General features: G+C 69.4%; 22 protein-coding genes and 2 pseudogenes. 7 read left to right on the top strand and 17 right to left on the bottom strand.

All coding sequences use genetic code 11. The annotated features are described in order from the left end of the window. Positions 1 to 130: 130 nt before the first annotated feature. From ACWD4O_RS12055 to ACWD4O_RS12065, 3 genes are all read right to left on the bottom strand, one after another. Positions 131 to 1,555 (bottom strand): nickel/cobalt transporter, encoded by a 1,425-nt coding sequence (locus ACWD4O_RS12055; protein ID WP_451279628.1) that lies wholly within the window; start codon positions 1,553 to 1,555, stop codon positions 131 to 133. Positions 1,556 to 1,558: 3 nt separating this feature from the next. Then, positions 1,559 to 2,629, bottom strand: coding sequence for a DUF3500 domain-containing protein (locus ACWD4O_RS12060; protein WP_451279629.1), 1,071 nt, complete (start codon positions 2,627 to 2,629; stop codon positions 1,559 to 1,561). Positions 2,630 to 2,791: 162 nt separating this feature from the next. Beyond that, complete coding sequence (locus ACWD4O_RS12065) at positions 2,792 to 4,033, bottom strand: ROK family transcriptional regulator (RefSeq protein WP_351902389.1); 1,242 nt, start codon at positions 4,031 to 4,033, stop codon at positions 2,792 to 2,794. Positions 4,034 to 4,257: 224 nt separating this feature from the next. On the opposite strand from ACWD4O_RS12065, the gene ACWD4O_RS12070 reads away from it, so the two are divergent. Next, on the top strand, positions 4,258 to 5,895 hold the full coding sequence (locus ACWD4O_RS12070; protein WP_451279630.1) for a subtype B tannase: 1,638 nt from the start codon (positions 4,258 to 4,260) through the stop codon (positions 5,893 to 5,895). A gap of 127 nt (positions 5,896 to 6,022) precedes the next feature. Here the strand turns inward: ACWD4O_RS12070 and ACWD4O_RS12075 are convergent, their stop codons facing one another. Beyond that, the gene (locus ACWD4O_RS12075; protein ID WP_351902383.1) at positions 6,023 to 6,649 is read right to left on the bottom strand and encodes a TetR/AcrR family transcriptional regulator; all 627 of its coding nucleotides are present in this window, start codon (positions 6,647 to 6,649) and stop codon (positions 6,023 to 6,025) included. A gap of 114 nt (positions 6,650 to 6,763) precedes the next feature. Here ACWD4O_RS12075 and ACWD4O_RS12080 point away from each other — a divergent pair, with 114 nt between their 5' ends. The 3 genes from ACWD4O_RS12080 to ACWD4O_RS12090 all read left to right on the top strand — a co-directional run bounded on the left by ACWD4O_RS12080 (position 6,764) and on the right by ACWD4O_RS12090 (position 10,742). Beyond that, the gene (locus ACWD4O_RS12080) at positions 6,764 to 7,762 is read left to right on the top strand and encodes a fumarylacetoacetate hydrolase family protein (protein WP_451279631.1); all 999 of its coding nucleotides are present in this window, start codon (positions 6,764 to 6,766) and stop codon (positions 7,760 to 7,762) included. A 449-nt stretch (positions 7,763 to 8,211) separates the two neighbouring features. After that, on the top strand, positions 8,212 to 9,297 hold the full coding sequence (locus ACWD4O_RS12085) for a DUF3500 domain-containing protein (RefSeq protein WP_451279632.1): 1,086 nt from the start codon (positions 8,212 to 8,214) through the stop codon (positions 9,295 to 9,297). Continuing rightward, positions 9,294 to 10,742 carry a HoxN/HupN/NixA family nickel/cobalt transporter gene (locus tag ACWD4O_RS12090; RefSeq protein WP_451279633.1) on the top strand — a complete coding sequence of 483 codons (1,449 nt, stop codon included), beginning with the start codon at positions 9,294 to 9,296 and terminating at the stop codon, positions 10,740 to 10,742. Before ACWD4O_RS12085 ends, ACWD4O_RS12090 begins: the two co-directional genes overlap by 4 nt. Positions 10,743 to 10,910: 168 nt before the next feature. On the opposite strand, the gene ACWD4O_RS12095 is transcribed toward ACWD4O_RS12090, so the two are convergent. The 5 genes and pseudogenes from ACWD4O_RS12095 to ACWD4O_RS12115 all read right to left on the bottom strand — a co-directional run bounded on the left by ACWD4O_RS12095 (position 10,911) and on the right by ACWD4O_RS12115 (position 15,631). Further along, the gene (locus tag ACWD4O_RS12095) at positions 10,911 to 11,282 is read right to left on the bottom strand and encodes a hypothetical protein (RefSeq protein WP_398426592.1); all 372 of its coding nucleotides are present in this window, start codon (positions 11,280 to 11,282) and stop codon (positions 10,911 to 10,913) included. Positions 11,283 to 11,498: 216 nt separating this feature from the next. Beyond that, on the bottom strand, positions 11,499 to 11,894 hold the full coding sequence (locus ACWD4O_RS12100) for an SRPBCC family protein (protein ID WP_351902371.1): 396 nt from the start codon (positions 11,892 to 11,894) through the stop codon (positions 11,499 to 11,501). Positions 11,895 to 11,959: 65 nt separating this feature from the next. After that, positions 11,960 to 13,216, bottom strand: a complete 1,257-nt coding sequence (locus tag ACWD4O_RS12105) for an MFS transporter (RefSeq protein WP_351902368.1) — start codon at positions 13,214 to 13,216, stop codon at positions 11,960 to 11,962. Positions 13,217 to 13,890: 674 nt separating this feature from the next. Beyond that, positions 13,891 to 15,252 (bottom strand): annotated as a pseudogene (locus tag ACWD4O_RS12110) (TIM barrel protein). Then, positions 15,210 to 15,631: pseudogene (locus ACWD4O_RS12115) on the bottom strand (alcohol dehydrogenase catalytic domain-containing protein). Before ACWD4O_RS12115 ends, ACWD4O_RS12110 begins: the two co-directional pseudogenes overlap by 43 nt. Between ACWD4O_RS12115 and ACWD4O_RS12120 the strand changes: the two are divergent. Beyond that, complete coding sequence (locus ACWD4O_RS12120) at positions 15,581 to 16,042, top strand: IclR family transcriptional regulator domain-containing protein (protein ID WP_351902365.1); 462 nt, start codon at positions 15,581 to 15,583, stop codon at positions 16,040 to 16,042. The pseudogene ACWD4O_RS12115 and the gene ACWD4O_RS12120 overlap by 51 nt on opposite strands. A 21-nt stretch (positions 16,043 to 16,063) precedes the next feature. Here the strand turns inward: ACWD4O_RS12120 and ACWD4O_RS12125 are convergent, their stop codons facing one another. From ACWD4O_RS12125 to ACWD4O_RS12160, 8 genes are read right to left on the bottom strand one after another with little or no spacing between them, the layout of a single operon-like run. After that, positions 16,064 to 17,524, bottom strand: a complete 1,461-nt coding sequence (locus tag ACWD4O_RS12125) for an aldehyde dehydrogenase family protein (protein ID WP_351902362.1) — start codon at positions 17,522 to 17,524, stop codon at positions 16,064 to 16,066. 43 nt (positions 17,525 to 17,567) lie between these two features. Then, positions 17,568 to 18,368 (bottom strand): SDR family NAD(P)-dependent oxidoreductase, encoded by an 801-nt coding sequence (locus tag ACWD4O_RS12130; RefSeq protein ID WP_351902359.1) that lies wholly within the window; start codon positions 18,366 to 18,368, stop codon positions 17,568 to 17,570. Positions 18,369 to 18,394: 26 nt separating this feature from the next. Beyond that, a complete protein-coding gene (locus ACWD4O_RS12135; RefSeq protein WP_351902356.1) occupies positions 18,395 to 19,252 on the bottom strand; it encodes a fumarylacetoacetate hydrolase family protein in 858 nt (285 codons plus the stop codon). Continuing rightward, positions 19,249 to 20,121, bottom strand: a complete 873-nt coding sequence (locus ACWD4O_RS12140; RefSeq protein WP_351902353.1) for a fumarylacetoacetate hydrolase family protein — start codon at positions 20,119 to 20,121, stop codon at positions 19,249 to 19,251. Before ACWD4O_RS12140 ends, ACWD4O_RS12135 begins: the two co-directional genes overlap by 4 nt. Further along, positions 20,118 to 20,744, bottom strand: a complete 627-nt coding sequence (locus ACWD4O_RS12145; RefSeq protein ID WP_351902349.1) for a carboxymuconolactone decarboxylase family protein — start codon at positions 20,742 to 20,744, stop codon at positions 20,118 to 20,120. The genes ACWD4O_RS12140 and ACWD4O_RS12145 overlap by 4 nt, the downstream gene beginning before the upstream one ends. Before the next feature lie 42 nt (positions 20,745 to 20,786). Beyond that, positions 20,787 to 21,542, bottom strand: coding sequence for an SDR family NAD(P)-dependent oxidoreductase (locus tag ACWD4O_RS12150; protein WP_351902346.1), 756 nt, complete (start codon positions 21,540 to 21,542; stop codon positions 20,787 to 20,789). Between the two features lie 59 nt (positions 21,543 to 21,601). Beyond that, positions 21,602 to 22,252, bottom strand: a complete 651-nt coding sequence (locus tag ACWD4O_RS12155) for an MBL fold metallo-hydrolase (RefSeq protein ID WP_351902343.1) — start codon at positions 22,250 to 22,252, stop codon at positions 21,602 to 21,604. A gap of 8 nt (positions 22,253 to 22,260) precedes the next feature. Beyond that, positions 22,261 to 23,799 (bottom strand): carotenoid oxygenase family protein, encoded by a 1,539-nt coding sequence (locus ACWD4O_RS12160; RefSeq protein ID WP_351902340.1) that lies wholly within the window; start codon positions 23,797 to 23,799, stop codon positions 22,261 to 22,263. A gap of 184 nt (positions 23,800 to 23,983) precedes the next feature. Between ACWD4O_RS12160 and ACWD4O_RS12165 the strand changes: the two genes are divergently transcribed. Both ACWD4O_RS12165 and ACWD4O_RS12170 read left to right on the top strand, forming a co-directional pair. Further along, positions 23,984 to 24,928, top strand: coding sequence for a LysR family transcriptional regulator (locus ACWD4O_RS12165; RefSeq protein WP_351902337.1), 945 nt, complete (start codon positions 23,984 to 23,986; stop codon positions 24,926 to 24,928). Between the two features lie 525 nt (positions 24,929 to 25,453). Further along, a complete protein-coding gene (locus ACWD4O_RS12170) occupies positions 25,454 to 26,197 on the top strand; it encodes an EthD domain-containing protein (protein ID WP_351902334.1) in 744 nt (247 codons plus the stop codon). Positions 26,198 to 26,591: the final 394 nt, after the last annotated feature.

A 26,591-nucleotide genomic window follows, 5' to 3' on the forward strand; every position in this document is an offset into this window, starting at 1 on the left:
TGCACGGTTGAATTGCCGCCCGCTAACGGGTACGGCCTCCGCGGAAACCTGCAGAAGCGTCAGCCACAGGCCCCATCTGACCTGCGGAAATACCCCTTCCGGGCCGGCGCTCTGCCAAGCAGACGGGGGCTCACTCCACGAGTGCCGTCACGCCGCCCGCGGCGATGGTCAGGCCGAGGGTGGTCACGACGGCGGCGGAGACGACCGGCAGCCACTGAACGAGCGGGCTGTCGCCGGAGCGTCGGAAGCGCTCCACCCTGGTACGGGCGCTCACCAGCACCAGGCCCAGTCCGACGAGGACCCCGGCCAGACCTGCACTGAAGGAGACGATCATGGTCAGGCCGAGTGCCGTGCGGCCCAGACCGATGGCCAGCAGGAGGACACTCAGCGCCTCGGGGCACGGGATGATCCCGCCGGACACACCCATGGTGGCGATGGAGCGGAAGGTGGTGGGCAGGGTGGGCGGGTGGTGAGGCGAGGCGTGTTCATCGGCGTGGCTGTGGCTGTGGCTGTGGTCATGGCTGTGGCCTTGGCCGTGGCTGTGGTCATGGCTGTGGCCGTCTGCGTGCTGCTGGTCGGTGTGCTGCCTCCAGCGACGCCGCAGCAGTCGTGCCCCGAGGATCAGCACTACGGTCCCGCTGACGACTTCCAGCACCGGCACCAATACCTCCGGCACCACGAAGTGCCCCGCGAGAAGTACCGCCGTACCGAGTGCGATCACGGAGGCCGTGTGCGTGAAGGTGATGACCGCTCCGAGGATCACCGCCTGCTTCGACGTGCTGTGGGCGCCGACCAGATAGGAGGCGAGGAGGGTCTTGCCGTGGCCGGGAGTCAGGGCATGGAAGGCGCCGAGCAGGGCGCAGGTGCCGAGCAGGGCGAGCAGGGTCCAGGGGGACGACTGGGGCGAGCGAAGGGCGCTGAGCATGGCGCCCCCGCCGGAGTCCGCCGCCGTCTGTACCGATGCCTTGTCCGGACTCCCCGGGCTCGGTGACCCGGCGAGCCCGGCGAGTGTCATCGTGATCGTGCGTCCCCCGTCCCCGCGTTCGATGCCCGCCGGGTGCACCGGATGGCGGGCCGCGACCAGCACGTCTTCCTGCACGGTCGTGCGGGCGCCGGGGTCGTACGCGTTGGTGAAGGTGACGGCGCGGGCGCCGGCCGGAAGATCGGCCACCGCCTCGACGCTCACAGCGCCCCCGGCCGCCGCCAGCAGTTCGTACGGCGGATACGTACTCCCCGTCACCTTCAGCGCGACGGCCCGCCCGTCCACGTGGACCTCGAGTGCCGAGGTGACGCGCCGCATGTGTGCGGCCGTCTCGGCGGAGCCGAACTCCCCGTTCCCGTCGGTGTCGACGGTCCGGGCGAAGGCGGGGGCCACCAACACGCCGGGTGTGAGGTCGAGTTGCACCTCCAGGCGCGACGCGGTCGGTGTCAGGTAAGCCTGTTGCAGCACTTCGTCGGTCGGGTGGGCCGCGGCGGGCGCGGCGGCGAGGCCCGACCCGGCGGCGGCCAGCACGAGGGCTGCCGTCCACCGGGCCAGGCGGCGTGCGAGGGTCACCGGTCAGTCCTCGGCGCCGTAGTCGTTGCCGTTCTCGCGGTAGATGGAGTGGATGTGGGTGATGCCGCCCGCGTTGGCGCCCGAGCCCTGCTGGTGGGCGAACTCGATGGTGAAGTCGGGGCTCTGGACGCGGTAGTAGACCGGCTGGTTGGCGGCCGTGGAGCCGGACCAGGCGAAGTAGGTCTGGTCGAGGCCGGCTTGTGCGTCTGCCAGTTTCGCCGCGGCCTGTTCGGTGTTGAGCGGCGTGATCCACTCGTTGATGAGGTTGAGCAGCAGTGTCTTCTGGGCGCTGGTGAAGGTGGACGCCTGGACGCCGTCGTAGGCGAGGGTCTTTCCGTCCTGGCCGGCGCCGAGGACGATCTCCTTCACCGGCGTGTCCAGGATGGCGGCGGCCAGCTGTGTGGAGTTGAGCGACTGGAGGACCGTGTACGCCTTGTCGGTCTCACCCACCAGCGGTTCGACGGTCGCACCGGACTTCGTGTAGTACGCCGGCTGTGCTCCCCACAGGGTGGGGCCCAGGGTCATGGTGTCGCCGGACAGGGTGATGTTGACGGCGAGGTGGTGGCCGCCGTACTGGAGGGTCCACTTGCCGGTCGCGGACGGGGTGCCCAGGATGCGGATCCAGTAGTGGTCCGCGCCGAAGTCGAGGTCGATGCCGCCCTGTGCCTTCAGGACGCCGTCGCCGTAGGTGATGCCGGTGACCTGTTCGAAGCCCGCCGGGCTGAGCGCGGCCGCCAGGATGTTCAGTACGGCGGTCTGCTGGGCGGAGGTCAGCGAGTCCATCCGCAGGCCCGCGCGCGTGTACAGGGCGTCGGGCAGGTTCGACCATTTCGAGAGGTTGGCCTGGGTGCGGGTCGCCTGGACGGCCGTCTTCTGCGACGAACTCAGGGTGCCCAGGAAGGTATTGACCGCGGTGAGGACCTGCGAGGCCGCCGTGGCGGCCGCGTCCGTGCTGGACGTGCTGGACGTCGGCGCGGCGGCGGACGGCGCGGCGGCGCCGGAGGCGCAGGTCACGACCAGGGCCGTGGCTGCGACGGCCGTGGCGAGGCGGTACTCGATGTGACGCAGTGACAACGTGGTCTCCAATGTGGGGGACGGCGTGGGCGCGCACGACCACGCCGCATTTGAGGCGAGCATGTCAACAGCGGCAGTGCGAGTATGCCAGATATTTCGTCAACAATTCTGTCAACCAATGCATTGGCCAATAATCAGCGGCCGGTGGTCAGTGGCCGACAGTCACAGGCAGTGCACAGCCGTGGCCGGCACGGCGCCACCTCCGGTCGGCACGGTGGTCGGATCGTCAAAGATCCGGTCTCGGCCCACCTGGACGGCCCCGTGGAGCGTGGCATCGGCCCCGAGGACGCCGACGGAAACATCAAACCCCACGGCCGACATGGCGGTACGGCGCCCGGTGAGCCGGGCGTCGATACCCGGAGCCAGCCAGGGCGCCCAGTCCGCGAGGTAACCGCCGAGGATGGCCGCGCCGGCGTCGGCCGCGCTGGCGACGGCCAGCATCGCGGCGCCCAGGGCGTGTCCGGCATCGTGGAGGGCCGCAACCGAGCGCGGCTCCCCGGACCGGAGCCGGCGGTCCAGTTCGGCACGGACGGCAGCGGCGTCCTGACCTGGGGTGAATCCACCCAGCCCGGCAGCGGTGGTCAGGGATCCGAGGCCGAGGTAGGTCACCAGGCAGCCGCTTGAGCCGCACTTGCAGGGGGGTCCGTCGAGGGACACCGGGATGTGTCCTATCTCGCCGGCCATGCCGTGGCTGCCGGCATGGATGCGGCCCCCGATCAGCAGGCCGCCGCCGACTCCGACGTCGGCCCTGACGTAGGCGACGGTGTCGGGGTGGGCGGATCCCGTGGCGGCCAGGGCGTGGTACTCAGCCAGCGCTGCCATGTTGGCGTCGTTTACCACCTCGACCGGGCACTGGAGGTCGGGCAGGCGTCCGGTGACGAGGGCCGCCAGGTCCGTCGTGCCCCAGCCGAAGGGGATGGCGGCGGCGACCAAGCCCCCGACCACCGGCCCGGGCACGGCGATCACCACCCGGCCCAGGTGCACGCCGTCGACCTGGGCGATGGCGCGTGCGACGACCTGGGCGATCGCCTCGGCCACCAGTTCGGGCTCGCCGGGAGGGGCCTGGTGCGAGGCGCGTTCGGTGAGGACGGCCGAGCCCGCGAGGTCCGCGACCCTCAGCCGGATGTCCCACCGGTTCACCTGCACGGCCACCGTCCACACCCGCTCGGGAACGAGCCGCAGCAGACGGCGCGGGCGCCCCCGGCCGGCCGAGACCGCGGCGCCGGCCTCCTCCACCAGCCGCCGCTCGACGAGATCCGCGACCAGCGCCGTCACCGAGGCGTGTACCAGTCCGGTGGCGGCGGCGATCTCGGTGCGCGCACAGGGACCGTGCGCCTCGATGTGCCGGAGCACGAGGGACAGATTGGCGCGGCGCACATCGGCGGAGTCGGCAGGGCGGTTCACGTAGCGATTGTCCCTGATCTGCTCTGGTACGGTGGAACAAAATTTTTCAGGCTCTGAAAAATATACTCGCCGGACCGGTCCACACCTCGGCCCACCTGGGAATTTCCTGTGGAAACCATGGAAAAGCTGAGCATTTCCTGTAAAGTCAGGTAAATTGTTGACGATCTTCCCGAAGCGTCATTAGGTTCCTGAATGCCAACACAACGGGCAGAAGAAACCGCGTGATGAGGAGAGAGACCGTGCAGCACAGGGCAATCAAGCGAAGGAACGTCGTCATCGGGATCGGCGCGACCGCCGGTGTCGCGGCAGTCGGCGGCATCGCGATGACGGCGCAGGCGTCGGACGAGAAGAAGGACTCCACGACGTCCTCGGACGCCCTGGTCTTCGACAAGGACGACTACACGGAGCTAACGGAGACGATCGCCGACGCTGCCGGCACCGACCACTCGGTGACGTACCACTTCTACAAGCCCCGCAACTACGTCACCAACCCGAGCGACTCCGACCACCAGAGCCTGGTGGTCAGCGTCCCCGTCAAGATCGACGGCAAGGCGGTCGACGCTTCCAAGGCGCCGATCGTCCTGGCGAACGCGGTGGGCGCCTACATGCCGTCGAGCGTCGCGACGGCCACCGGCGTGGGCCAGGCCGCGCTGGAGATGGGCTCCATCGGCGGCGGGAGCGGCGGAGCGCCCTCCGGAATGCCCAGCGGAATGCCGTCAGGCGGCCCGGGCGCGGGCGGCACGGGGGCCATCAATGGCATGGTCAATCTCGCAAAGCTGGCCCTGGTGGCGGGTTACGTCGCCGTGGAGCCCGGCACGCGGGGCCGCAGCCTCACCGACTCGGACGGCACCTACTACGGCACGGCCCCGGCGGTCATCGTCGACCTGAAGGCCGCCGTGCGGTACGTGAAGTTCAACAAGGGCCGCATCCCGGGCAACACCGACCGGATAGTCTCCACCGGAACGAGCGCCGGCGGTGCCGTCTCCGCCCTGCTGGGCGCGTCCGGCGACAGCAAGATCTACGCCAAGTACCTCAAGGAAGCGGGCGCCGCCGACGCCTCCGACGCGATCTTCGCGACCGGCGCCTGGTGCCCGATCACCGACCTGGAGCACGCCGACGGCGCCTACGAGTGGAACTGGGGCACCAACGTCACCCAGTCCACCGGCAAGGTCGTCGACCAGGCGGTGTCGAAGGAACTCCAGTCGCAGTTCGCCGAGTACCAGGCGTCCCTCAAGCTGCGCGGCCTGAACGGCTACGGCGCCCTGACGGCCCGCAACTACGACGACTACCTGCTCACCACCTACCTCCAGGCGTCCGCGACCAAGTACCTCACCGACTTGTCGGACTCCGAGCGCGAGACCTACCTGGCCAAGAACACCTTCATCACCTGGTCCGGCGGCAAGGCGACCTTCACCTGGGAGGACTACCTCACCCACGTCGGCGCCCGGAAGAAGACCACCCCGGCCTTCGACGCCTTCGACCTGTCCGCGGGCGAGAACAACGAGTTCGGCACCGGCACGACCGAGTCCCGCCACTTCACCGCGTACAGCGCCAAGAACGACAGCACGGGTCTCAGCACCAAGCGGGTCGCGAGCGACATCCCCGACCTGCTGAACCTGATGAACCCGATGTACCACCTGCTCGAGAAGCGCAACCAGAACCGCTCGAAGCACTGGTGGATCCGCCTGGGCACCAGCGACACCGACACCTCGCACGTCATCGCCGCCAACCTCGCCGCCGCTGTGGACAACCTCGGCGACGACGTCAACCACTCGTACTACTGGGACCAGGGTCACGCCACCAACGTCGACCCCGGCGACTTCATCACGTGGGTCGCCAAGGTCACCGGCCACAAGAAGTAGCCCGTCAGGAGCAGCCGTCCATCTCTTAGGACGCCCCCACGACGGCGCGGCGGCGGCTTGGAAGGTGAGGCCCCACCGCTCTTCCACAGCTGTGGGGCCTCGACGTGCGCGACGCGGACGGTCCGCCTCAGGGGCGGTTGAGGTCCTCGTACACGGTGAGCAAGCCGCGCACCGCGCCGCCGACAGCAGCGACGTACATCCGCAGGACGTGGTCGAGGTCCTCATCCGGGTGGGTCAGCCACCAGTGGCCGAGCTGCTCGCCGATACCCGAGATGACGTGAGCGGACGCCAGGAGGCTTGGCCGATCGAGCCCCACGGCATGGGGCGAGGCAACGTCGGCGATGCGCTCGACGGTGTGCCGGCGGAGCTTGATCAGCTGCTCGGCCATGTCGCCGCCGAGACCGGAGGAGGAGGTGAACAGCAGCGCCCACCGCCGCGGGTTATTGGCGACGAGCTCGAGAAAGACGCGCCCTCCGGCGGTGATCAACTCGTCCATGTCGCCACCGGCCGTCGAGATCGCCGCGGCAAGGGTGTCCTCGAACTCCTGCCGGGCTCGTCGCACGCACGCCACGAAAATGCCCTCTTGTGATCCGTGGTGTTGATACACGACCGGGCGGCTGACGCCGGCGGCACGGGCGATGTCCTCGACGGAGACGCCTTCGTAGCCGCGCTCGGTGAACAGATTCTCGGCGACGTCGAGCAGCTGCTGTTCCCGCTGCTTGCCGGTGAGACGTCGGCGTGCTGCGACGGCCACGTGTCCTCCGAATGCTTCCGTGCCTGGGCGGGCTCATTGACAAATTCAACTTACGAAACGTAACTTACGAGCCGCAAGTTACACATCGTAACCTGGCTGCACTGGGAGTCTCGCATGAAACTGGGCATCGACCGGGGGTCGCTGGTCGCGTGGGACCCCGACAGCGAGGAGTGGGTCGTTGTCGGCGAACCGTGGAATCACGACCTGCCGGCCTTCCTGGCTGACGGCGAAGAAGCGGTGCGGAATGCCGAGCGCACGTTCACCAATCCGGAGCGAGTCCCGGGCCGGGCGCCGAGCGGGCTGCCGTTCACTCCGGCTTCCCTGCGCGCGTTCGCCCTGTGGGAGTCCCACATGATCAATGGAGCGAAGGGCATGGTCGCCGCGTTCGGCTCCCCGGGCATCCGTCGACTGGTGCGGGGCTTCGAAGCGGTGACCGGTCGCGTTCCGCCCCCCTTGAGGCCCAGGGCCAACTACTACAGCGAACCGCAGTTCTACATGGGCAATCACCGCTCGGTGCTGCCGGACGAAGCCGAGGTGGCATGGCCGTCGTTCACCCAGGTCCTCGACTTCGAGCTGGAGTTGGGCGTCGTCATCGCCCACGAGGTCAGGGACTGCACGCCGGCCGAGGGACTGGCGGCCATCGGCGGCTTCGTCGTCATGAACGACTGGACCGCCCGCGACATCCAGTGGAACGACACCCGGCGCGGCACGTTCGGCGGCGTGGTGAAGGCCAAGACGTTCGCCGGCGCCATGTCGGCGGTTGTGGTGACGGCCGACGAGGTACTGCCTCGGTGGCGCGAGCTGACCGGCCGAGTGCTGGTCAACGGGGAGGTGTGGGCGCAGAGCAGCACCGCCTCACCCCTGCATGACCTGGGGGCAGCCGTCGCCTATGCCGCACGCGGCGAGTCCGTCGGCCCCGGCGAGGTCCTGTCCAGCGGCACCCTGCCGGGCTGCTGTGGGCTGGAGATGCGCCGCTTCCCCCGCCCTGGCGACGAAGTTCGCCTCGAGCTCGAGTTGGGAGCCGGGAAGCCGGTCACGGTGACCAACACCCTCGGCGCGCGCCCGCGCCGTGCCACACAGGCTCGGCACACAGAGGTGGCACGTCGGAAATGATTCCCCCAGAGGGCCCACATCGACAGACCCTGTTGGCCTTCGCCACTACAGGCGGCCTGAGCAGCACCACATCACACCGCACCGGCGCCACCGCCGACGGCTTACCGAACTGGCCCACCAGCTCGTCAAGTTAAGCGTCGGCGGCCGAGGGCAGGCAACGGTCGCACCACTCGCGATTGTTAACACTTTTGGCTCAAATCTTGCCCACAAGAATGCGAACCGGCTAGCGTCGCCGCTACGTGACCTTGGTCGGCGTCCGGGACCCCGGACCGGCCGGACGGGTTCCGGCCGCATGGGCACGCGTCCGGCGTGACGTCCCTTTCCCCGTTTCTGTGCCGCTGTGCGCGGCATGCCCTCACTATTGGAGAACGGCCTTGTCCTTGCGTCACCTTCCTCATGTCCGCTCCGGCGCCGCGCATAAGGCCCGCCTCGCCGCGAGTATCGCGGCCGTGCTCGTGTTCGGGACGGCATGCTCGTCCTCCGGCACCGACTCTCAGAGCGCGACGGGGTCGGCCGGCTCCAGTGCGTCGTCTGCCACCACCCCGTCCGACTCCACCTCGGCGGGCGACGCGAATTACGACGCGACGACGAGCGGCAAGGCGTCAGCGGCGGTCCTGTCGGCGACCAAGGCGTTCCTCACCACGTTGAGCTCGGCGCAGAAGACGTCGGTCACGGGTGAGTGGACCCAGGCCAACCTGTCCCAGTGGTCGAATCTGCCCGACCAGCTGTTCCAGCGTGCGGGTCTGCGGATGGACACCCTCAGCTCGGCCCAGCAGGCCGCGGTGCTGAAGATCCTCAAGGCTGCGCTCAGTGAAGAGGGGTACGAACAGGTCACCCGGATCACCTACGGCGACGGCGTTCTGAAGGACCAGGGTGGCATTGACCTGGACTTCGGAGCCGACCACTACCACGTCCGGATCCTGGGGACGCCGTCCGCCACCGGCAAGTGGACGCTTCAGTACGGCGGCCATCATCTGGCCGTCAACGTCACCATGGCCGGAAAGCAGATGACGCTGGCGCCCACCTTCTGGGGCGCGCAGCCGGCGTCGTACACCAAGGGCAGCAGCGAGACCGAGCCCCTGAGCGGGGAGACCAAGAAGGCATTCGCCCTGGTCGACTCCCTGGACGCGACGCAGCTCAAGGCAGCTGTTCTGCCCACGGCCGTCACGGAGATCGTGCTGGGCGCGGGACAGGACGGGAAGACCCTGGCCGCAGAGGGCGTCAAGGCGTCCACCTTCACGGCCGAGCAGAAGACCCTGCTGCTCGACCTGGTCGACGAATGGATCACTCCGCTGAACGAGGAGCAGGCCGCCGCGAAGCTGGCGGCGGTGAAGAAGAACCTGGCCGACACCACTTTCGCCTGGTATGGGTCGACCGAGATCGGAAACCCGATCTACTACCGGGTGCAGGGCCCGACCTTCACCATCGAGTTCGCCCACCAGCAGGGCCAGGGCGCCAACGCGGGCGGCATCACCCACATCCACTCGATCTACCGCGAGCCCGGCAACGACTACGGCGCGGGACTGACTTCGTGAGGTGCACACGGCACCTGGCCCGGTGGGCGGCAGCACTCACGCTGTCGGCCACCGGGCTGGCCCTTCTGGCGTCGCCCGCGCAGGCGCACCCCACCGACGAGACCGTTCAGCAGGCGTATCTGACGCCCACCGCCTCGGGCCTCTCGGTACAGCTCGACCTCACACCGGGCGTGCTGGTGGCGCCCGCCTTCGCCCGGGCCGTGGACACGAACGGCGACCGACAGCTCAGCGCCGACGAGAAGACCGCACAGGTCGAACTGGTGGCGTCGGCTCTGCGGCTGCGCGTGAACGGCCGAACCGTTCCCCTCACGGTGACCGGGAGCGCCCATCCCGCCTACGAGCTGCTGGCCGCCGCCGGCGGCACCGTGACCGTCGAGCTCGCGGCCGTGCTGCCGGAGGGCAGCCGAGACGTCGTCTTCACCGACGAGTACGCCCCTCCAGGACGGACCACGGTCCAGATGGACGTCCTGGTCGCCGACGCGGATCCCGCGACCCTGGGCGGCATCACGCACGCGGACGGGGGACGTGAGATCACCCTCGCACTCGAACAGGCAGGCACGCCGACCGGCCGTCCGACACCTGCCCGCTCCGCCCCCACCAGTGTGGAGACGTCCAACGGCACGACCATGCTCCGCGCGCTGCGCACGCCGCTGGCCTCCCCCTGGGCCCTCCTCGCTCTGATCAGCACCTGCGCCCTGCTCGGCGCGTTGCACGCTCTCACCCCCGGCCACGGCAAGGCCCTCCTCGCCTCCTACCTGGTCGGTGCCCGCAGCACGCCCCGCCAGGCCGTCAGCCTCGGCGCCGTCATCACCGTCACGCACACGGCCGCCGTCGTGGCGATCGGCGTCGTGGCGCTGGCCGCGGGCCACTACGTCGTCCCCGGCGTCCTCGTCCCCGCCCTGGAGGTCGTCTCGGGCATCGCCGTGCTCATCGTCGGAGTACGGCTCCTGATCCGCCGTTGGCGACAGCGCCACAACCCTCACCACCACCATCACCATCACGGACACCACCACACACACAACGACCACGCCCTAGCCGATCACGACACTCCCGCCGCCGGCGCCCCCGGCAGAACGCTCGTCGCCACCGTGGTCGAGCACCGGCACGAGACACCGGTCATGCCCACCACCTTCCGCGGAATTGCCACCATGGGTGTCTCCGGCGGAATCATCCCCTGCCCCGAAGCGCTGAGTGTCCTCCTCCTCGCCGTCGCCCTCCACCGCCCCGTCCTGGGCCTGGCCATGGTCGTCGCCTTCAGCATCGGCCTGGCAGCGGTACTCGTCGGTCTCGGCCTGGTCCTGGTCAGCGCGCGCTCGGCACTCGACAGATTCCGGCACCCGGGCATCAGCCCGCTCGTCGCCCGCCTGCCCCTCGTTTCCGCCGCTGTCGTGACCGCCCTCGCCCTGACCATGACTGCCAACGGATTGACCGCACTCACCGGCTGAACCGCCGGCCGCCGTCGCCGGCAACGGGAAGAGGGGCGGCGCCAACAGGTCCACGAGTCCGTGGCCCGCGCCCTCCCGTAGCCGCCTACGCAGGAGCTCGTACCAATCAGAACGGCTGGGCAGGATCGACGCCCCCACGGCGGAAACGCCGGGTTTCACGCGCCGCTGTCACCGTTGTGCGGCGAGACGGACGGGAGCGTTGGCCGCGCCGTAGCCGCCGTAACCGCCGGTGCGTTGGACGACTTCGAAGAAGATGCGGCCGACCGTGGCCGTGTAGAAGTGGTGGAACTCGCCGCCGTCCTCGTCGCGGTCGCAGAGGATGCCGAGTTCCCGGTACGTGTCCAGTTCGCCGGGGGCGAAGTCGTGGCGGGCGGCGGCGGTGATGTCGTCGGTGGTGAGGGCGATGTGCTGCGTCCCGGTCCGGATGTCGGTGGCCGGACTGGGGGCCAGGTTGAGGACGAACCGGAGAAGGGGTGCGCCGTCCGTGCTGCCGGACCGGGCGCGGCTGCGCACAGCCCGCTGGGCGTCAGACACCGACAACGGCGGAATCTTCAGACCTGGGAGATCAGTCCAGCGGTCGGCATGGCCCCCTGGCGCGATCCACCACATGACCGCTCCTCCTCTCCGCCCTCGTCCGGCTCCCGCCACGCCGCCGAGTCCGTACGTCGCTCAGCAGCCTTCGACCTCTGTGACGCTGGCTGCCTCAGCGCCCAGGGCACCGCCTCGCCGACAGCGTCAAGCCGGCGTGCGTCCGTCTCAAGGGTGTGTGGCGAAGTACCGGGCGATGCCCGCGATTCCTTCGCTGACTGCCCGCTCGACTATGGGCGCCAGGCCCTCTGGAAAGATCTCCTGGCTGTAGACCACGCGCGAGCCGTCTCCGTCTGGGAGCACATCGATGGTCCCGAGGTGGAAGTCGATGGGCAGGGGCAGGCCCTCGACGAAGCGATACTGGAAGCGCCGCAGTTCGTCGATCTTCGTCACGACGACTGCTTTCAGCGTCCCCTCGGATGTGCGCAGGTGGCGGTGCACGCCGTCGAAGTGTGCCTCCTGTACGGCCGGGAACCACTCCGGAATCGTGCTCACGTCGGTAAGCACGGCCCAGACCTGGTCAGGGTCCTGCTTCACCTGGGTGTCGAAACGAAGAGTTACCACAAGGCCTCCTTGGTCGCGAGGTGTCAGGGGGATACGAAGAGCTGCGGGCCCTGGCGGAGCGGTGCTCACAGCCGCGGACTCTCCGCCACGGCCACCGCCCCGCGAAGGGCGAGCAACAGCCCCGACGCCACCACCGCCGTGGCGAGGCCGAGGAGGCCGATGGCTGCGGCGAGACTTCCGATGACGGATGCGACGGCAATGAGGACGAGCGGGCAGACGAACTGTCCGAAGAAGAAGGCCGCCGTCCACAGGCCGGTGCCGCGGCCGCGGTCGGCATACTCCAGCTTGGACATGCCCCAGGTGAGCAGCGAGGGCAGCAGGAGGCCGGTGCCGACGCAGTTGAGGACCGCGCCGGCGATCAGAACCGCGGGGGTGCCGGCCAGCGCCATCACCGCGAATCCGGCAGCGCACAGGACGAGGATCGCGGGCAGCCTGCGCTCCGGTCGGCCGGACAGCCTGGCGAAGACGATGCAGCCGGCCACAGTGGCGGCGCTGGCCAGCGCGGTCGCCAGGCCGATGACGCCGCTCGACTCGACGCCCAGGTCGTCCAGGAGGTACGCCGTCTCCACCGGGACGGCGTAGAACACGATGCCGCCGAACACCGACAGCGTGCAGATGCCCGCCATCTTCCGCACGGGGAACGGTCGTGCTTCGGGGCGGGTTGCCGCGTGCAGCTCAGGGGCGTCGACCGATCGGGGCCGGGGCAGGAACGCGGCCATCGCGGGGGCCAGGAGCAGGCCGACGGCGTAGAGCCAGAACGGGGCGCGCCAGCCCGCCGAACCGATGGCACCACCGAGCACGAAGAAGGCGGTCGCGGAGGCGGAGGCGCACACCGTCTGCAGGGCGAGAAAGCGGTCCCGGGCACGGCCCGTGAAGTAATCGCCGATCAGGGTGGTGCAGCACGTCATGATGGCCGCCTCGCAGACGCCGACGAGGGCGCGGCTCGCCACGATGGCACCGAGCGAGTCCAGCCACAGCGGTGCGGTGCCGAACAGCGAGTACAGGACGGCAGCGACGACCAGCAGGCGTTTGCGTCCCAGCCGGTCTATGACGACTCCCGCGAAGGGCGCAAGCAGGGCGAGCGCGAGCGCCGGGATCGACAGGACGACCGGAACCAGCGCCTTGGCTCCGGCCACGCCCTCGAAGTGGTCCTGCATCTTCGGCAGCACCGGAGCCAGCAGAACGGCGCCGAGGATCGGCAGACAGCTGCCGGCCATCAGAAGTGTCACCAGCAGGGGACCCACGCCGTCGGGAACGGCCTTGGTACTCGCGTCCGCGCCATCAGCGGGCGCGGATGACGGCGGGGAAACGTATCCGGGCATGCGGAGCCTCCACGGACGGTGGCAGGGGTGCGCGACCGTGCCGCCGTCGTGGCCGTGCCACGGCGGGGGCGTCGCTGCACCCGCGGGGAATGAGCCCGAGGAAGCGGGCGTCAGGTAACTGGCACGACTATGTGGCAGGGCCCTCCTGGTGCCTAGCCCCCGCGTGAACGAAGTCTCCGATCGCGTTCATCCATCCTGTGGATCGCCCGAGGAGCGCGTGACCTGCCCGAACGCCCTGAACTGGGGAGCTGGCCCCCAGCTGTCGAATCTTGCCCCTGCCAGGGCCGGGCGAGCCCGACGAGAGCGAGCCTCGCCGCGGCCAGGGCGAACAGCATGATCAGTGCCATCGGCAAGGAACTGTCCGTGCCGAACAGTCCCTCGCCACGCGAGGCCCCGACAAGAACCGCAGGCCGCCCAGGAGCGCGGACGCCGCACTCGGAGCCGCCCCGCCCACCGCCTGGCCGATGCGCGTACAGGTGAACAGCGCGGCCGAGACGAGGGCGATGACAAGGACGTGCGGCGGGCGAGCAGTGAGCCCATCGCGCGGAAGGTACTCGCGCCTCGCCTCCGTGGCGCCGCCCTCGCCACGATCACCGAGGCTGGCACGCGGCCGTCGACGCCCTCTTCACCTGGCAACTCGGGGCCAGCACAGACTGGCACCCCTCCCCCGGTCGTCATCGTCGCTGTGCGGCGAGGCGGACGGGAGCGTTGGCCGCGCCGTAGCCGGCGTAGGCGGCGGTGCGTTGGACGATCTCGAAGAAGACGCGCCCCACGGTGGCGGTGTAGCAGTGCCGGAACTCTCCTCCGCGGTAGTCCCTGTCGCAGGCGTGGTCGACGCCCGTGATGTTCCCGTCCGCCGAGCCGATCTGTGGGGGGTGTGCGGTCGTCTTGAAGTCGCTTGTCCAGTCGGGGTGTTCGGGGCGTCGGGTGGCGCAGAAGAACAGTTCGGTGCCGTCGGGTGCGGCGACCCCGTCCAGTGGGACGTCCTGAGCGCTGCAGCGTCGGGGCAAGACAGGGGCGAGCAGGGACTCCGCACGGTGGGCGGCAGCGCGCGGGTCGGGGATCTCCAGGCCGAGGGCGGTGAGGGCCGTGGCGTCGCCGCGGGTGCCGGTGCGGGCGCCGTGGTTCAGCAGGATGCGGGCATCGCCCTGTTCCCACAGCTCCACCGGTTTTCCCGGGTGGCGTCCGGTTCGCCGGAAGCCGAGTCCGGTCAGCAGCTCGGTCACGGGCTGCGGGTCGGCGGTGGCGAGTTCGGCGAAGGCTATGCCCGACGGCACGACCGGGGCCGGGAGCGGGGAGATGCCCGCGCTCTCCTCCAGGGCGATCAGCGAGCGCAGCGCATCGACGGCGGTGTTGCCCGAGGCAGACGAGAGAGGTCACGTCGAGGCCGCCCTGGCCCGGGAAACAACGGTAGTGGCGGCTCCACTGAAGGACGTCCATGGCCATCGGCGGGGCGTCGGCGAGTTGCAGGAAGAAGATCTTCTCTCCGGGGATGTCCTCGACGCCCTTGGGGTCCGAGCCGTGGGAGAGGATGTGGAAGCTGTCCAGACAGACGCCGAGCGCGGGGTGCCCGGCCTGTTCGACGATGCGCCAGGCGTGGTCGTACGTACTGACGTGCCGCCCCCAGGCGAGCGCCTCTAGGCGACCCGGATGCCGGACTCCTCAGCCAGGCCGGCCAGTCGGACGAGTTGCCCGGCGGCGAGCGCGTCGTCGTCCACGGCGTGCGCTGAGACGTTGGAGCACACCAGGAGGGTGCCGCCCCCCAGCCTGCGCATGACGTCGAACTTGCGCTCCGTGCGGCGCAGGTTCCGTACGAACTCCTCCTCGGGCACGGCCTCCACGTCCCGCATCGGCTGGTAGAGGTCGATCGTGAGCTCGAGGTCGACGGCGCGGGCACGAATCTCCTCCGGAGACAGCGGGCTGGCGAGGAGGTCGTTCTCGAAGATCTCGACGCCGTCGAAGCCCGCGCGGTCGGCGGCGGTGAGTTTCTCGGTCAGTGAACCGCTGAGGCAGACGGTCGCGATGGACTTACGCATTTGCGTACGGCGGCCCGGGCCACGGCGTACTGCTCGGTGGCGGCGAGATCGGCACCGGTGGCCCGTTCGGGGACGGGGTGGGTGAAGTGCGCGGGAAGAGCCTCGCGTTCGGCCAGGACGCCCGGGGCGTTCAGGCCGACGATGTCCCAGTGCGGGCAGGCCGAAGTGAGACCGGTGAGGCAGTCCGCACACTGCAGGCAGGCGTAGTTGGGCTCGATGACGACTTCTGGCCCACAGAGCGGTCCTGCACAGCGCTGCCGACGGCGGCGATCCGCCCGAGCCCCTCGTGCCCCATGATCCAGAGCATCGCGGGCGGTCGGCGCCTGCCGTGGAAGACGGCGAGGTCGCTGCCGCACAGGCCGACGCCGTCCACCTCCACGACGACGTCGGGCGCACCGTGATCGGGCTCGGCCCAGTCGTCGACCGTCTGGATCCGACCCGGCGCCGTGAAAACAGCTGCTTTCACTTGTGGGCGGGCACCTCCTCCAAGATCCTGCTCCGCGACGCCTCTCCGGACGGTGTGGAGGACCTGAGTCAGTTGCGCGCCTGGACCGAAGACGCCGCGCAGCGCGGCTACGCAGTCAGCAGCAGCGAGTGGGACGAGGGCCTGACCGCCGTCGCCGTACCGGTCACCGCCGGCTTCGGCAGGGTCATCGCCTCCCTGTCCATCAGCGGACCCAGTCAGCGCTTCCCGTACGAGGCAGTGGAACGCTTCGTCGCCGACCTCGCGGAAGCGGCCACGCTCATCTCCGCACAGGGCTTCAGCCACCCTCTCAGCCAAGGTCGTTGACCTGGCCCTCGATCGAGCGGATCAGAAGGGGTAATGCGCCTGCTCGGTGGAGAGGGTGACCCAGCGGGTGTGGGAGAAGGACTCGAGGCCCCAGCGGCCGCCGAAGCGGCCGTAGCCGGAGGCGGCGAAGCCTCCGAACGGGGCCTGGGGTTCGTCCGCCACGGACTGGTCGTTGACGTGCACGATGCCGGTGTGGATCCGGCGGGCCACCTTCAGGCCGTGGGTGCCGTTCTCGGTGAGGATGCCGCAACTGAGCCCGTGCTCAGTGTCGTTGGCCAAAGCCACGGCCTCGTCGTCGTCCGCGAAGGACCTGATGACGACGACAGGACCGAAGGCCTCGGTGTGGTGCAGTGACGCGTCCTCGGGGACGTCGGTCAGCACGGTCGCCGGATAGAGGGTCCCCTGCGGAGTCCCACCGCCGGTGAGCACGCGCGCGCCCTTGCGTACCGCGTCCAGGACCAGGGCAGCGACGCGATGGGCGGCGTCCTCGTTGACGAGTGGACCGATGACGGTGGTGGGCAGGCCCGGGTCACCGCTCGGCAGTTCGGCGACCTTCGCGGTGAACCGTCGGGTGAACTCCTCAACCAGGGACGTGTGCACCAGGATGCGGTCGGCGCACATACAGATCTGGCCGGAGTTCATGAACGACGCGAACGTAGCAGCGTTCACGGCGTGGTCCAGGTCAGCGTCCTCCAGCACGATCACAGAGTTCTTGCCGCCGAGTTCGAGCACGGCCGGCTTGAGGTACTGGGCGGCGAGGGTGCCGATGACCTGCCCGACGCCGGTCGAGCCGGTGAAGTTGATGCCACGGACGCGCGGGTTCGCGATCAGCTTCTCCGCAATCGCCGCGGCGTCCGCCTTGTCGTTGGTGATGACGTTGAGGACGCCGTCGGGCAGTCCGGCGTCGCGCAGAACGTCGGCGATGAACAGGCTGCACGCGAGAGGGGCGTCCTCACTCGCCTTGACCACGACCGTGTTGCCCGCCGCGAGCGCTGCGGTGACCGCTCGGGTGCCGAGGATGATCGGCGCGTTCCACGGTGCGAATGCTGCCACGACGCCGAGGGGTTCGCGGACGGCGAGGCTGAGACCGCCCGGTTCCTGGGTGGCCAGCACGTCCCCGCGCGGCGCGGTGACCGCGGCGGCGCCCTCGCGCAGTATGTTCGTGGCCAGGGCGACGTTGAACAGCGCCCATCCCCGGGTCCCGCCCGCCTCCCCGGCCATCAGTTCCACGGCCTGCTCGCCGCGCCGCTCCATCAGGTCCGCCGCGTCCAGAAGGATCTTCCGTCTGGCGAAGGGCGCGAGAGCGGCCCACGCGGCGAAGGCGGCGTCCGCCGCGTCCACCGCGGCCTGTACGTCCTCGGGTCCGGCGGCGGCGACCGTGGCGTACGGCTCGCCGGTCCATGGGTTGATGTCGGCGGTGATGCGGCCCGAGGCGGCGGGAGTCTCCTTGCCGCCGATCAGGAGGTTCCGGTGAAGTGACATGGCGTCATCGGCCTTTGTGCTCAGGGGTCCGGTTGGCTGGGGGTCAGGCGCCGATCATGTTGAAGCCGCCGTCCGCGTTCAGGTACGCGCCGGTCATATGGGCCGCGTCGTCGGTGGCCAGGAAGAGGGCCGTGCCGGCCAGTTCCGCGGGACCGGGGATGCGGCCCAGCGGGGTCTTGGCGATCAACTCTTCGCGACGGCCGGACTTCCAGTCCTCACGAGTGAGGAGCCTCTCGGTCTCGATGAAACCGGGCGCGAACGTGTTGACCCGTACCGTGGGTGCGAAGGCCTGGGCGTAGGACTTGGTGATGCCCAGGAGGCCGTACTTGGCGGCGGCGTACTGCGGGGCCCGCGCACTGCCGCGCACGATCACGGTGGAGCCGATATTGACGATCGAACCGTGGCCCTGCTCGAGCATTCGTGAACCGAACTCGTGCACGCACAGCATGGTTCCCTTGATGTCCACGGCGAGGACGTGGTCGATGGATTCCTCGGTGACCTCCCGCCAGGACATCTGGTCGGCCGCCACGTCACCGACGTTGTTGACCAGGACGTCCAGACCGCCGAAGCGGCTGAAGACCTCCTCGGCCATGCGGATCACATCCTGATGGACGGCGATGTCGGCCTGGACGGTGAACGCCTCGCCGCCCACGTCCTTGATGCGGGCGACGGTCTTGTCGGCTCCGGCGGCGGAACTGCGGTAGTGGACGGCGACGCGGGCGCCCTCCTGGGCGGCGCGGACGGCGATCTCGGCGCCGTAGCCGGTGCCGGCTCCGGTGACCAGAACGGTGCGGCCTTCGAAACGGCGGGGCAGCGCAGGGGTGGACGGGGTGTGCTCAGACACGGGAGAGAGTCCTGTCCTCGAGGTGATCAGGAGACGGGGGCGACGGGTCCTGAGAAGTGCTGGCGGAGTTCGCCGATCCCCTGGATCCGGCTGACCAGTTCGTCGCCCTCGGTGAGGTAGCGCGGAGGGTCCATCCGGTTGCCCACGCCCGCAGGCGTGCCGGTGAAGACGAGGTCGCCGGGGAGCAGGGGTACGACGGCGGAGAGCCGTGCGATGAGCTCGGGGACCGGGAAGATCATGGACTTGGTGCGGTCGTGCTGGACGACCTCGTCGTTGAGCAGTCCGGTGATCTCCAGGTCGTCGGGATCGTCGAACTCGTCCGGTGTGACGAGTACCGGGCCGGTCGGACCAAAGCCCGGGAAGGACTTTCCGAGGCTGAACTGCGCTGGCTTTCCCCGGAGTTGGCTGACGCGCTCGGACAGGTCCTGCCCGATGGTAAGCCCGGCGACCGACTCCCAGGCGCGGTTCTCGGACACCCGGTGGGCGGGTCGGCCGATCACCGCGACCAGCTCGACCTCCCAGTCGACCTTGCCCGCGGGCAGCTCGACCTTGGTGCGGGGGCCCGTGAGGCACGTCGGGAACTTGGTGAAGACCAACGGCTCGTCGGGCGGGGTGTACCCGGCTTCGGCGGCGTGCGGAGGGTAGTTGAGCGCGACGGCGAAGATCTGCCGGGGCAGGGGGACCGGGGCTTGGAGGGCGTCCGGGTCCACCTTGATGTCGTAGGCCTCGTCGGGCACGGCAGCGGCGAAGTCGCGGAGCCGTTCCCACTGCTCCAGCAGGGCCATCGGATCGGTGGGCAGCCGGCCCTGTGCGGCCCAGCGCGCGTCCGCGGCCCGGTTGCCGCGGATCAGGACGGCACGGCCCCGGAGGACGCCGAGCCTCACCAGTCCACCTTCTTCGGTACAGGGATGCCGTGGCCGTCTTCCCAGCCGACGATGGGCGTGCGCAGGACGCCGAGCCGTTCGACCTCGGCCTCGACGACGTCGCCGGGCTTGAGGTACATGTCGGGGTCGCCGCTGAAGCCGGCGACCCCTTGGACGGTGCCGGTGGTGATCAGATCGCCGGGGCTGTAGCCCTGCGGGGAGTGGTAGGCGACCAGATGCGGGATGGACACCGACATGCGGCTGGTGTTGGACTTCTGCCGGACCACTCCGTTGACGCGCAGCTCCATGTCGAGGTTCTGCGGATCCGGGATCTCGTCGGCGGTGACGATGTAGGGGCCGACAGGGCAGAACGTGTCGATGGCCTTGCAGAAGGAGAAGACGCCCGATTCCATCTCGCGGCGCTGGATGTCGCGGGCCGTGATGTCATTGAAGACGACGTATCCGGCGATGTAGTCGGGCGCGTCGTCCACGCCGAAGAACTTGCCGGGCTTGCCCATGACGACGGCGATCTCCAGCTCATAGTCCAGCTCACTGGTGAGATGCTCCGGGTAGATCACCGGCTCGTCGGGGCCGACGATCGCGTCGACGTTCTGGAAGAAGACGATGCCCTTGTGCATGGGGTGCGACCAGTCGACGTTCTTCGACTCGTCCTCGTGCTCACGGAAGTTTCCGGAGGTGTGGAAAAACTTCTTCGGCACGATCGGGGCCCGCAGTCGTACGTCGTCCAGGGCCAGGCGCTCCCCGCTCTCGGTGACCCGGCCATCGCGCTCGAAGTACTCGCGTGTCGAGCCGACCTCCAGCGGGAGGACAAGCCGCTCTTCCAGCTCCAGTCTGCCGACGCGTCCGTCGTCGAAGGTGATCAGCTTCATGATGTTCCACTTTCGGATTCGAGGTGGTGAGTGACCGCGGTGGCGCCCTGCGCCGGAGGCGGCCCTTCTCCGGCGAAGACACGCAACTGGAGGGCCAACAGGGCGTAATAGCCGACCAGCGTGGTGAGTTCGAACAGGCCTCGCTCTCCCCACGCGGCCACCGTGTCGTAGTACTCCTGGTCGCTCAGTACGCCGGAGCGGGCCAGCGTGGCGGTCGCCCGCAGCGCGGCCCGCTCGGCCGGGTTCGGAAGGTCCGGCAGACCGCCGGCGCGCAGCGTGCCCATCTCGGGTTCGCTGAGGCCGCACGCCCGGCCCACCGCCTCGTGGGCATCCTTCTCGAAGGCGCTTCCCCAGTGCGCGGCGACGACCAGGATGGCCATCTCCCGCACGCGGTCGGTCAGGACCGACTCGTAGCGCACCGCCGCCCCGACCTCCTGGACGGCGAGCCCGACGGGCGGGCTGAGCAGCATGGCGTTGAACGGGCCCCGCAGCCGGCCCTCCTCGTCGGTGAGCGCGAACACCTGCGGTCCCGTTGCTCGGGGGCCGCCGGTGATGGCCCGGTAGACCTCGGTTTGCTCGTCGCCGAGCTCGGCGGGCAGCAGTCCGGCCAGTCGGGCGGTCATGTGTGCTCCCTTCCTTCAACGGTTGCGTGACTCAAGGAACGGTCAGACGAGCGTGCGGCCACCGTCCACGTAGAGCACCTGACCGGTCACGAAGGACGCGCGGGACGAGGAGAGAAACAGCACGGCGCCGACCACGTCCTGAGGTGTGCCCAGGCGCCCGGCGGGGACCAGGCTCGTCATCTCCTCGCGCATTCCGGGCTTGGCCAGGTAGGCGCTGGTCAGCTCGGTCTCGGTGTAGCCCGGGGCCACAGCGTTGACGGTGACGCCGTCGGCGGCCCATTCGCGGGCCATCACCTTCACCAGTTGGTCCAGGCCGCCCTTCGACGCCGCGTACGGGGCGTGGTGACGGTGCGCGAGCCGGGAGGAGACGGAGGAGAAGAACACCATGCTGCCGTGACCGGCCTCGCACATCAGCCGGCCGGCCGCGCGGCCGGTCCAGAATGCGCTGGACAGGTTGAGGGTCACGATGCGGTCCCACACCTCGTCCGGAGTGTCCACGACAGGGCGGCGGTCGTTCGTTCCCACGGCGTGCACCAGCAGGTCGAGGCCGCCCAGTTCGCGGGCTGCCGCCGTGACCGCCCACTCGCACGCGCCGGACGAGGTCAGGTCGACAGTGAGGGTCCGCACGTCGGCAGCCGCGAAGGCCGGATCGTCGTGCAGGACCTTGAGCCGAGCCGAGTCCGCATCGACGATCACCAGCTTGGCACCGGCCTCCGCCAACGCACGTGCACAGGCGGTGCCCAGTCCTCCGGCCCCGATGACGAGCGCGCGGCGCTCCGCGAGCCCCAACCATCCCATCGCGGGCCTCCGGTCTTCTGAAGCCTCTGCGGCTTCCGCGGCTTCTGTCGAAGGAACCATCACGAGAGCTCGATTCCAGCTCCGGCGGCCACCCGCACGTAGCCGATGGCGGAGTCGCGTACACCGGCGTCGAGCAAGCCGTCCACCAGCATGTTTCCGCCCTCGCTGAGACCGCTGTCGTGGATCGACAGGGCGTGGCGAGGCTTGATCTCCCGGACGTAGTCGATGACCTCGCCGGTCTTGGACCACGGGCCGTGGACCGGCACGAGGAGCGTCTCGACCGGGCGCGTGGGCACGGTGAACGCGTCGCCGGGATGGAAGATCGTGCTTTCCGTGTCTCCCACGAGGAAGCCGACGTTGGTGACCCGGGGCAGGTCCGGGTGGGTTGGCGCGTGCAGCTCGCCGTGTACCTCGACGCCGACGCCGGCGATGTCGAAGGCGTCCCCGTGACCGACGACCGAGACCTGGCCACCGAGGCCGCCGAGCCGGTCCGCCACGGAGCGGTCGGCCCAGATCCGCAGGGCGGGGTCGGCCGCGGCCGCCGCGCGCAGTACCGGTTCGGCGAAGTGGTCCACGTGTTCGTGGGTGACGAGCACCGCGTGGGCGCCGTCGAGCGCCCGCGGATCGGAGTACACACCGGGATCGACGACGATGACGATGCCGTCCCGCTCCAGCCGAACGCATGCGTGGCCATACCGCGTCAGGCGCATCGGCCCGGTCACTTCCGCAGCTCGCTGTCGGGGACCCAGGTGCCGTGGAAGCCGTAGCGGAGCCGGAACGGGACCTTCACGGTGGCGACGGGGCCGGCGGCGATGTCAAGGGCGTCGAGGATCACCAGGTCGTGCCGGTTCTGGTCACGTCGGCCGATCAGCGCGAGCAGGTAGCCCTCGCCCTCGGCGGCGTCCGCCGTCTTCGGGACGAAGACCGGCTCCTCGGGTGCGGCGTGCTCGCCGGGGGCCCAGAAGGTCGTCTCGCCGGTGTGGTCGTCGCGGTGGATGAGGGAGTTGAAGGGCGGGCCCATCGGGCCGACCTCGCACTTGGGCACGTCTGGGTGCATGCCGCCGACCCATGCGTGCCGGTTCTTCTCCATGAGTATCCGGGGGTCGACCCGCGGCATGTCGCCGGGCGAGGAGATGAGCTGCTCGCTGCGGTAGGTGTCGGAGGCGTCGTCCCAGTGCTTCGCGCCGCCCTTGAGGTCGAAAGTCCACCGGTGCAGGAACGGGGGCTTCTCGGGCAGCGGGCCGACGGTCGTGATCGGGAACTGGGAGAACCAGCCGGACTTGGTGGTGAAGTGGTCGGCGACCAGGGTGTCGCCGTCGGTCCAGGCGTTGAGGGAGTGCGTCTCCATCAGCTGTTCGCTGCGGAACCACTTGATGCCGCTCACTCCCTCGTCGCGGGGGATGATCGCGACGTAGGTCTCCTGGTTAGGGTCCCAGACGAAGTACTGGGCCTCCCTTTTCAGCTGCTCGGGGTCGGCGACCATGGGCGAGATGGTGAAGACGAAGTGGTCCCGGGTGACCAGCCAGTCGTGCACCATCGAGGAGTAAGGGACCTCGAAGGTCTGGGAGCGGGTGACCTTGCCCGCGGCGGAGATCTCGTAGATATGGATCTGCTTGTCCGGCAGACCGCTGGCGTTGTACGCGAAAGCGATCAGTTCGCCGGTGCGCGGATCGTGCTTGGGGTGCGCGGTGAAGGTACGCCCGGGGATCTGACCGGAGAAGTCGTAGACGCCCTTCGTCTCCAGCGTCACCGGGTCCAGCTCGTACGGGAGGGCCGCCTCCTTGAGCGCGAGCAGCTTGCCCGCGTGCCAGATGATCGACGTGTTGGCGTTGCCGTCGTCGATGCCGGCCGCGGACGGGTCGTCGGTGTAGGGGTTGCGGTAGGCGCCGAAGAGGGCCTGGCGGGCCTTGCGTTCGATCTCGAAACGCTTGGTGCGGACGAACTTGGTCTTCAGATCGGCGTGGCCGTTCTCGAACCGCACCATGTGGATCATGCCGTCGCCGTTGATATAGACATCGTTCGCGAACCGCGGGGGGTACTGGGTGTCTGCGGCCGCGCGGTAGAAGGCGCCGGACAGCTCGGGCGGAATGCGGCCCTCGACCTCCAGGTCGTAGACGTCCGCCTCGATCCGGGACGGAGCGAAGAACCCCCGGAACTTCGGGGTGTCCGGGTACTGCATGGTCTCCGGCGGCGGCTGGGTGCCCACGGGCTGCTGCCCGGGCGTCCCGCTCGGCTGCGTCGTTGCAGTGGTGGCCATGGCTCTCTCTCCTATGGCAAGCTTGGATCAAGCGAAGAACATGATCGATGCCCGGTGATAGCAGCGGCCGCGTGCGGGCTCGGGCCTCATGAAAGTGAGCTGATCAGCTCGTATCGACCATGATGCTCCTGCCGCATCCTCGGCGTCCAACAGCGAAACATGCATGAAATGATCGGAGTCTTCGATGGATCTGCGGCAGATGGAGTACGCGGTGGCCATCGCCGACGAACTCAACTTCACGCGGGCCGCGGCGCGCTGCCGCATCGGGCAGTCCGGGCTCAGCCACCAGATCACCCAGCTCGAACGCGAGGTCGGCACCCGCCTCTTCGAACGGACCAGCCGCAACGTTCGGCTCACTCAGGCCGGCCAGACCTTCGTCGCCTGCGCGCGACGGGTGCTCAGGTCCGTGCAGGAGATGCACGCCGAGATCGCCTCGCTCGACGGACCCGTGCGCGGTCGTCTGCGCATCGGCTCGGTCACGCTCACGGCCGGAAGCATCGACCAGCTCGGTCTGCTGCGGGAGTACCAAGAGGCGTACCCCGCGGTCGAGGTCACCCTCTCCGACACCGACGGGGTGGAGGCCGCCGCCCAGCTCCTGACCGGCGAACTCGAGGTCGCCGTCATCGCCCTGCACGAGCACCAGCTGCCCCAGGGCATCAAGTACCACCTGCTCCGTCTGGTGCCGCTCGTGGCCGTCGTGGGCCGCCGGCACCGCCTACGCGGGACCGGCGTCACGGACCTGGGAAAGCTGGCCGACGAACGCTTCCTGGAATGCGGTCCGGACACCGGACTGCGCGCGCAGGTGGATGCCGCCTTCGACCGCGCGCGAGCACGCCGCCGGGGGGTCTGTGCGTTGCGGAGTGCGGGAGACCTCGCCAAGCTGGCGTTCGAGGGCATCGGGGTGACCGTCGTGCCCCGGCCTGTGGCCGACGCCATCGTTCCCGCCGACCACGCCGACTGCGTCCTGCGCCTCGACGATCCGCAGGCACTCCAGCCTCTGGCCCTGGCCCACCGCGACCCGGCCCCTACCTCACCCGCCGCTCAGGCGTTCCTACGCCTCGCCCTTGCCCGTCTGCCGGAGGGAGCGCCCGGCTTGGAGAGAGTGACGAGCGAGGCTGCGTCCAGGTAGCGGTACCGGCCGCATGCCGACGCCGCGAGCTGGTCCGGGAGGTTCAGCAGGGAGCGGTGACAACGTCGGCACACAGTGGGTAGCGGTCGCGGTAATCGCGTCGAAGTGGCGAGCCAGAGGCGCAGATCACCGTCGGGGTCCCGGTGGTCCACATCCACGACGCGGCCCACATCAGGCTGCGTGAGACCGTCACCCGCGCGGGAGCGGAGCTGACCACGTCCACGCCCGGCTGTATCGCCGCAGCGGCGAACCCCGGTGCAGGCCCCCCCGCTGATGGAGAGAGCCCCGCGTTCTGCCTGCGGAATCCAAAAGGTGCATGATCCGCATCGTCGATCTCGATCGGACGGGGGCTAGGCACGCCCTGCCCGGTAGCCCATAGTCGTCTCAACCCGGCACCGGAGCTCCCCCGCACGCTGCCAGGTCGGCGCAGGCCCCGGGCGAGCCGGACCTGCGCGACGCCACGGCAGTCGTCGGTGCCGATGGCACCTTGTACGGCCGAGACGCCGCCCCCCGTGCTGGAGAATCATGCTGAACCTGATCGCCGCCATCCGCCGCAAGCCGGGAATGACACACCAGGCATTCCTGCACTACCTCCAGCACGGGCACGGATCCCTGGCCGCCGCGAATCCCCTCCAGGTTCGACGCTACGTCCAGAACCACGTGTTCGATGCGTCATTCGGCAGTGAGGAGGACCCGACGCACCTGACCGACTTCGGCCGGGACTCCGTCACCGAGCTGCACTTCGAGAACATGGAAGCACTGGCTGCCACGATGGCCGACCCGTACACCCGCGAGGTCATCGGCCCCGACGGCGCCCACTTCAACGACATGTCGAGCGCCCTGGCCTTGCTGGCCCGCCCCTCGGTACTCATGCGCCCGCTGTCGTCGGAGGAGGGCCGGGTGAAGGTGCTGCACTTCATCCGCATGTCAGAAGGGCTGGACCTGGACAGCTTCACAGAGCTGTGGCAGACCACGCACGGGAAAGTACTGGCCGAGGACGAGCCACAGGCCAGAGCGTTGCGCGGATACATCCAGCACCGGCAGGTCCCCGGAGCCGAAAAGGTGCTGCGTCACTTCGGCGGTCGAGGCAAGCACGTATACGAAGGGGTCGCCGCCGCGTACTACGCCTCCCCGGACGAGGCGCTGACTCACTTCCCCACCTACGAGAGGTCACTGCGGGAGCATTCCGTCGAGTCCGGCGGCTTCTACGACCCATCCCGCTCGTTCGTCCTCTACAGCCATGAAGTGACTATTTTCCCAGGCGCCTGACCTGCGTCTTGACCCGGTGACGCGCTACCGTCCGCGCCACGGCCACCCCTCCGACTCGCTCTCGAAGGCCGCGCCCGGCGCAGGTCGTCGTACATCCTCTTGCCGATATTGCCGGGCTGTCACAGCAACAGCATGTTCGCCTGCGGCCGGCCCCCTCCTCCGCACGAGCAGAAGCACCCCCGCCTCGTCACGCCTCGCAGCCCTCTGCCGGTGGCGCCACGTCGAGGCCGAGTAGGACGGCGGTGCCGGGGCGGGGCAGGGAGACGGTGAGCTGCACCTCGGCGGTGTACCAGGTCGCGGTCGCGTCGGCGGTGACGGGGTAGAGCGGCGTGGGGCGCAGGTGGCTGGCGCGCGGGTGGGAGACCGTGACGGTGCAGGTGCTGGCGTCGGCAGG

The organism is Streptomyces sp. NPDC002623, assembly GCF_053592635.1.

Coding starts and splice junctions, on each gene's coding strand:
- ACWD4O_RS12165 (WP_351902337.1), top strand. CDS start 23,984: ATGGATCTGCGGCAGATGGAGTACGCGGTGGCCATCGCCGACGAACTC.
- ACWD4O_RS12125 (WP_351902362.1), bottom strand. CDS start 17,524: ATGTCACTTCACCGGAACCTCCTGATCGGCGGCAAGGAGACTCCCGCC.
- ACWD4O_RS12105 (WP_351902368.1), bottom strand. CDS start 13,216: ATGCCCGGATACGTTTCCCCGCCGTCATCCGCGCCCGCTGATGGCGCG.
- ACWD4O_RS12145 (WP_351902349.1), bottom strand. CDS start 20,744: ATGACCGCCCGACTGGCCGGACTGCTGCCCGCCGAGCTCGGCGACGAG.
- ACWD4O_RS12070 (WP_451279630.1), top strand. CDS start 4,258: ATGAGGAGAGAGACCGTGCAGCACAGGGCAATCAAGCGAAGGAACGTC.
- ACWD4O_RS12150 (WP_351902346.1), bottom strand. CDS start 21,542: ATGGGATGGTTGGGGCTCGCGGAGCGCCGCGCGCTCGTCATCGGGGCC.
- ACWD4O_RS12140 (WP_351902353.1), bottom strand. CDS start 20,121: ATGAAGCTGATCACCTTCGACGACGGACGCGTCGGCAGACTGGAGCTG.
- ACWD4O_RS12170 (WP_351902334.1), top strand. CDS start 25,454: ATGCTGAACCTGATCGCCGCCATCCGCCGCAAGCCGGGAATGACACAC.
- ACWD4O_RS12155 (WP_351902343.1), bottom strand. CDS start 22,252: ATGCGCCTGACGCGGTATGGCCACGCATGCGTTCGGCTGGAGCGGGAC.
- ACWD4O_RS12160 (WP_351902340.1), bottom strand. CDS start 23,799: ATGGCCACCACTGCAACGACGCAGCCGAGCGGGACGCCCGGGCAGCAG.
- ACWD4O_RS12080 (WP_451279631.1), top strand. CDS start 6,764: ATGAAACTGGGCATCGACCGGGGGTCGCTGGTCGCGTGGGACCCCGAC.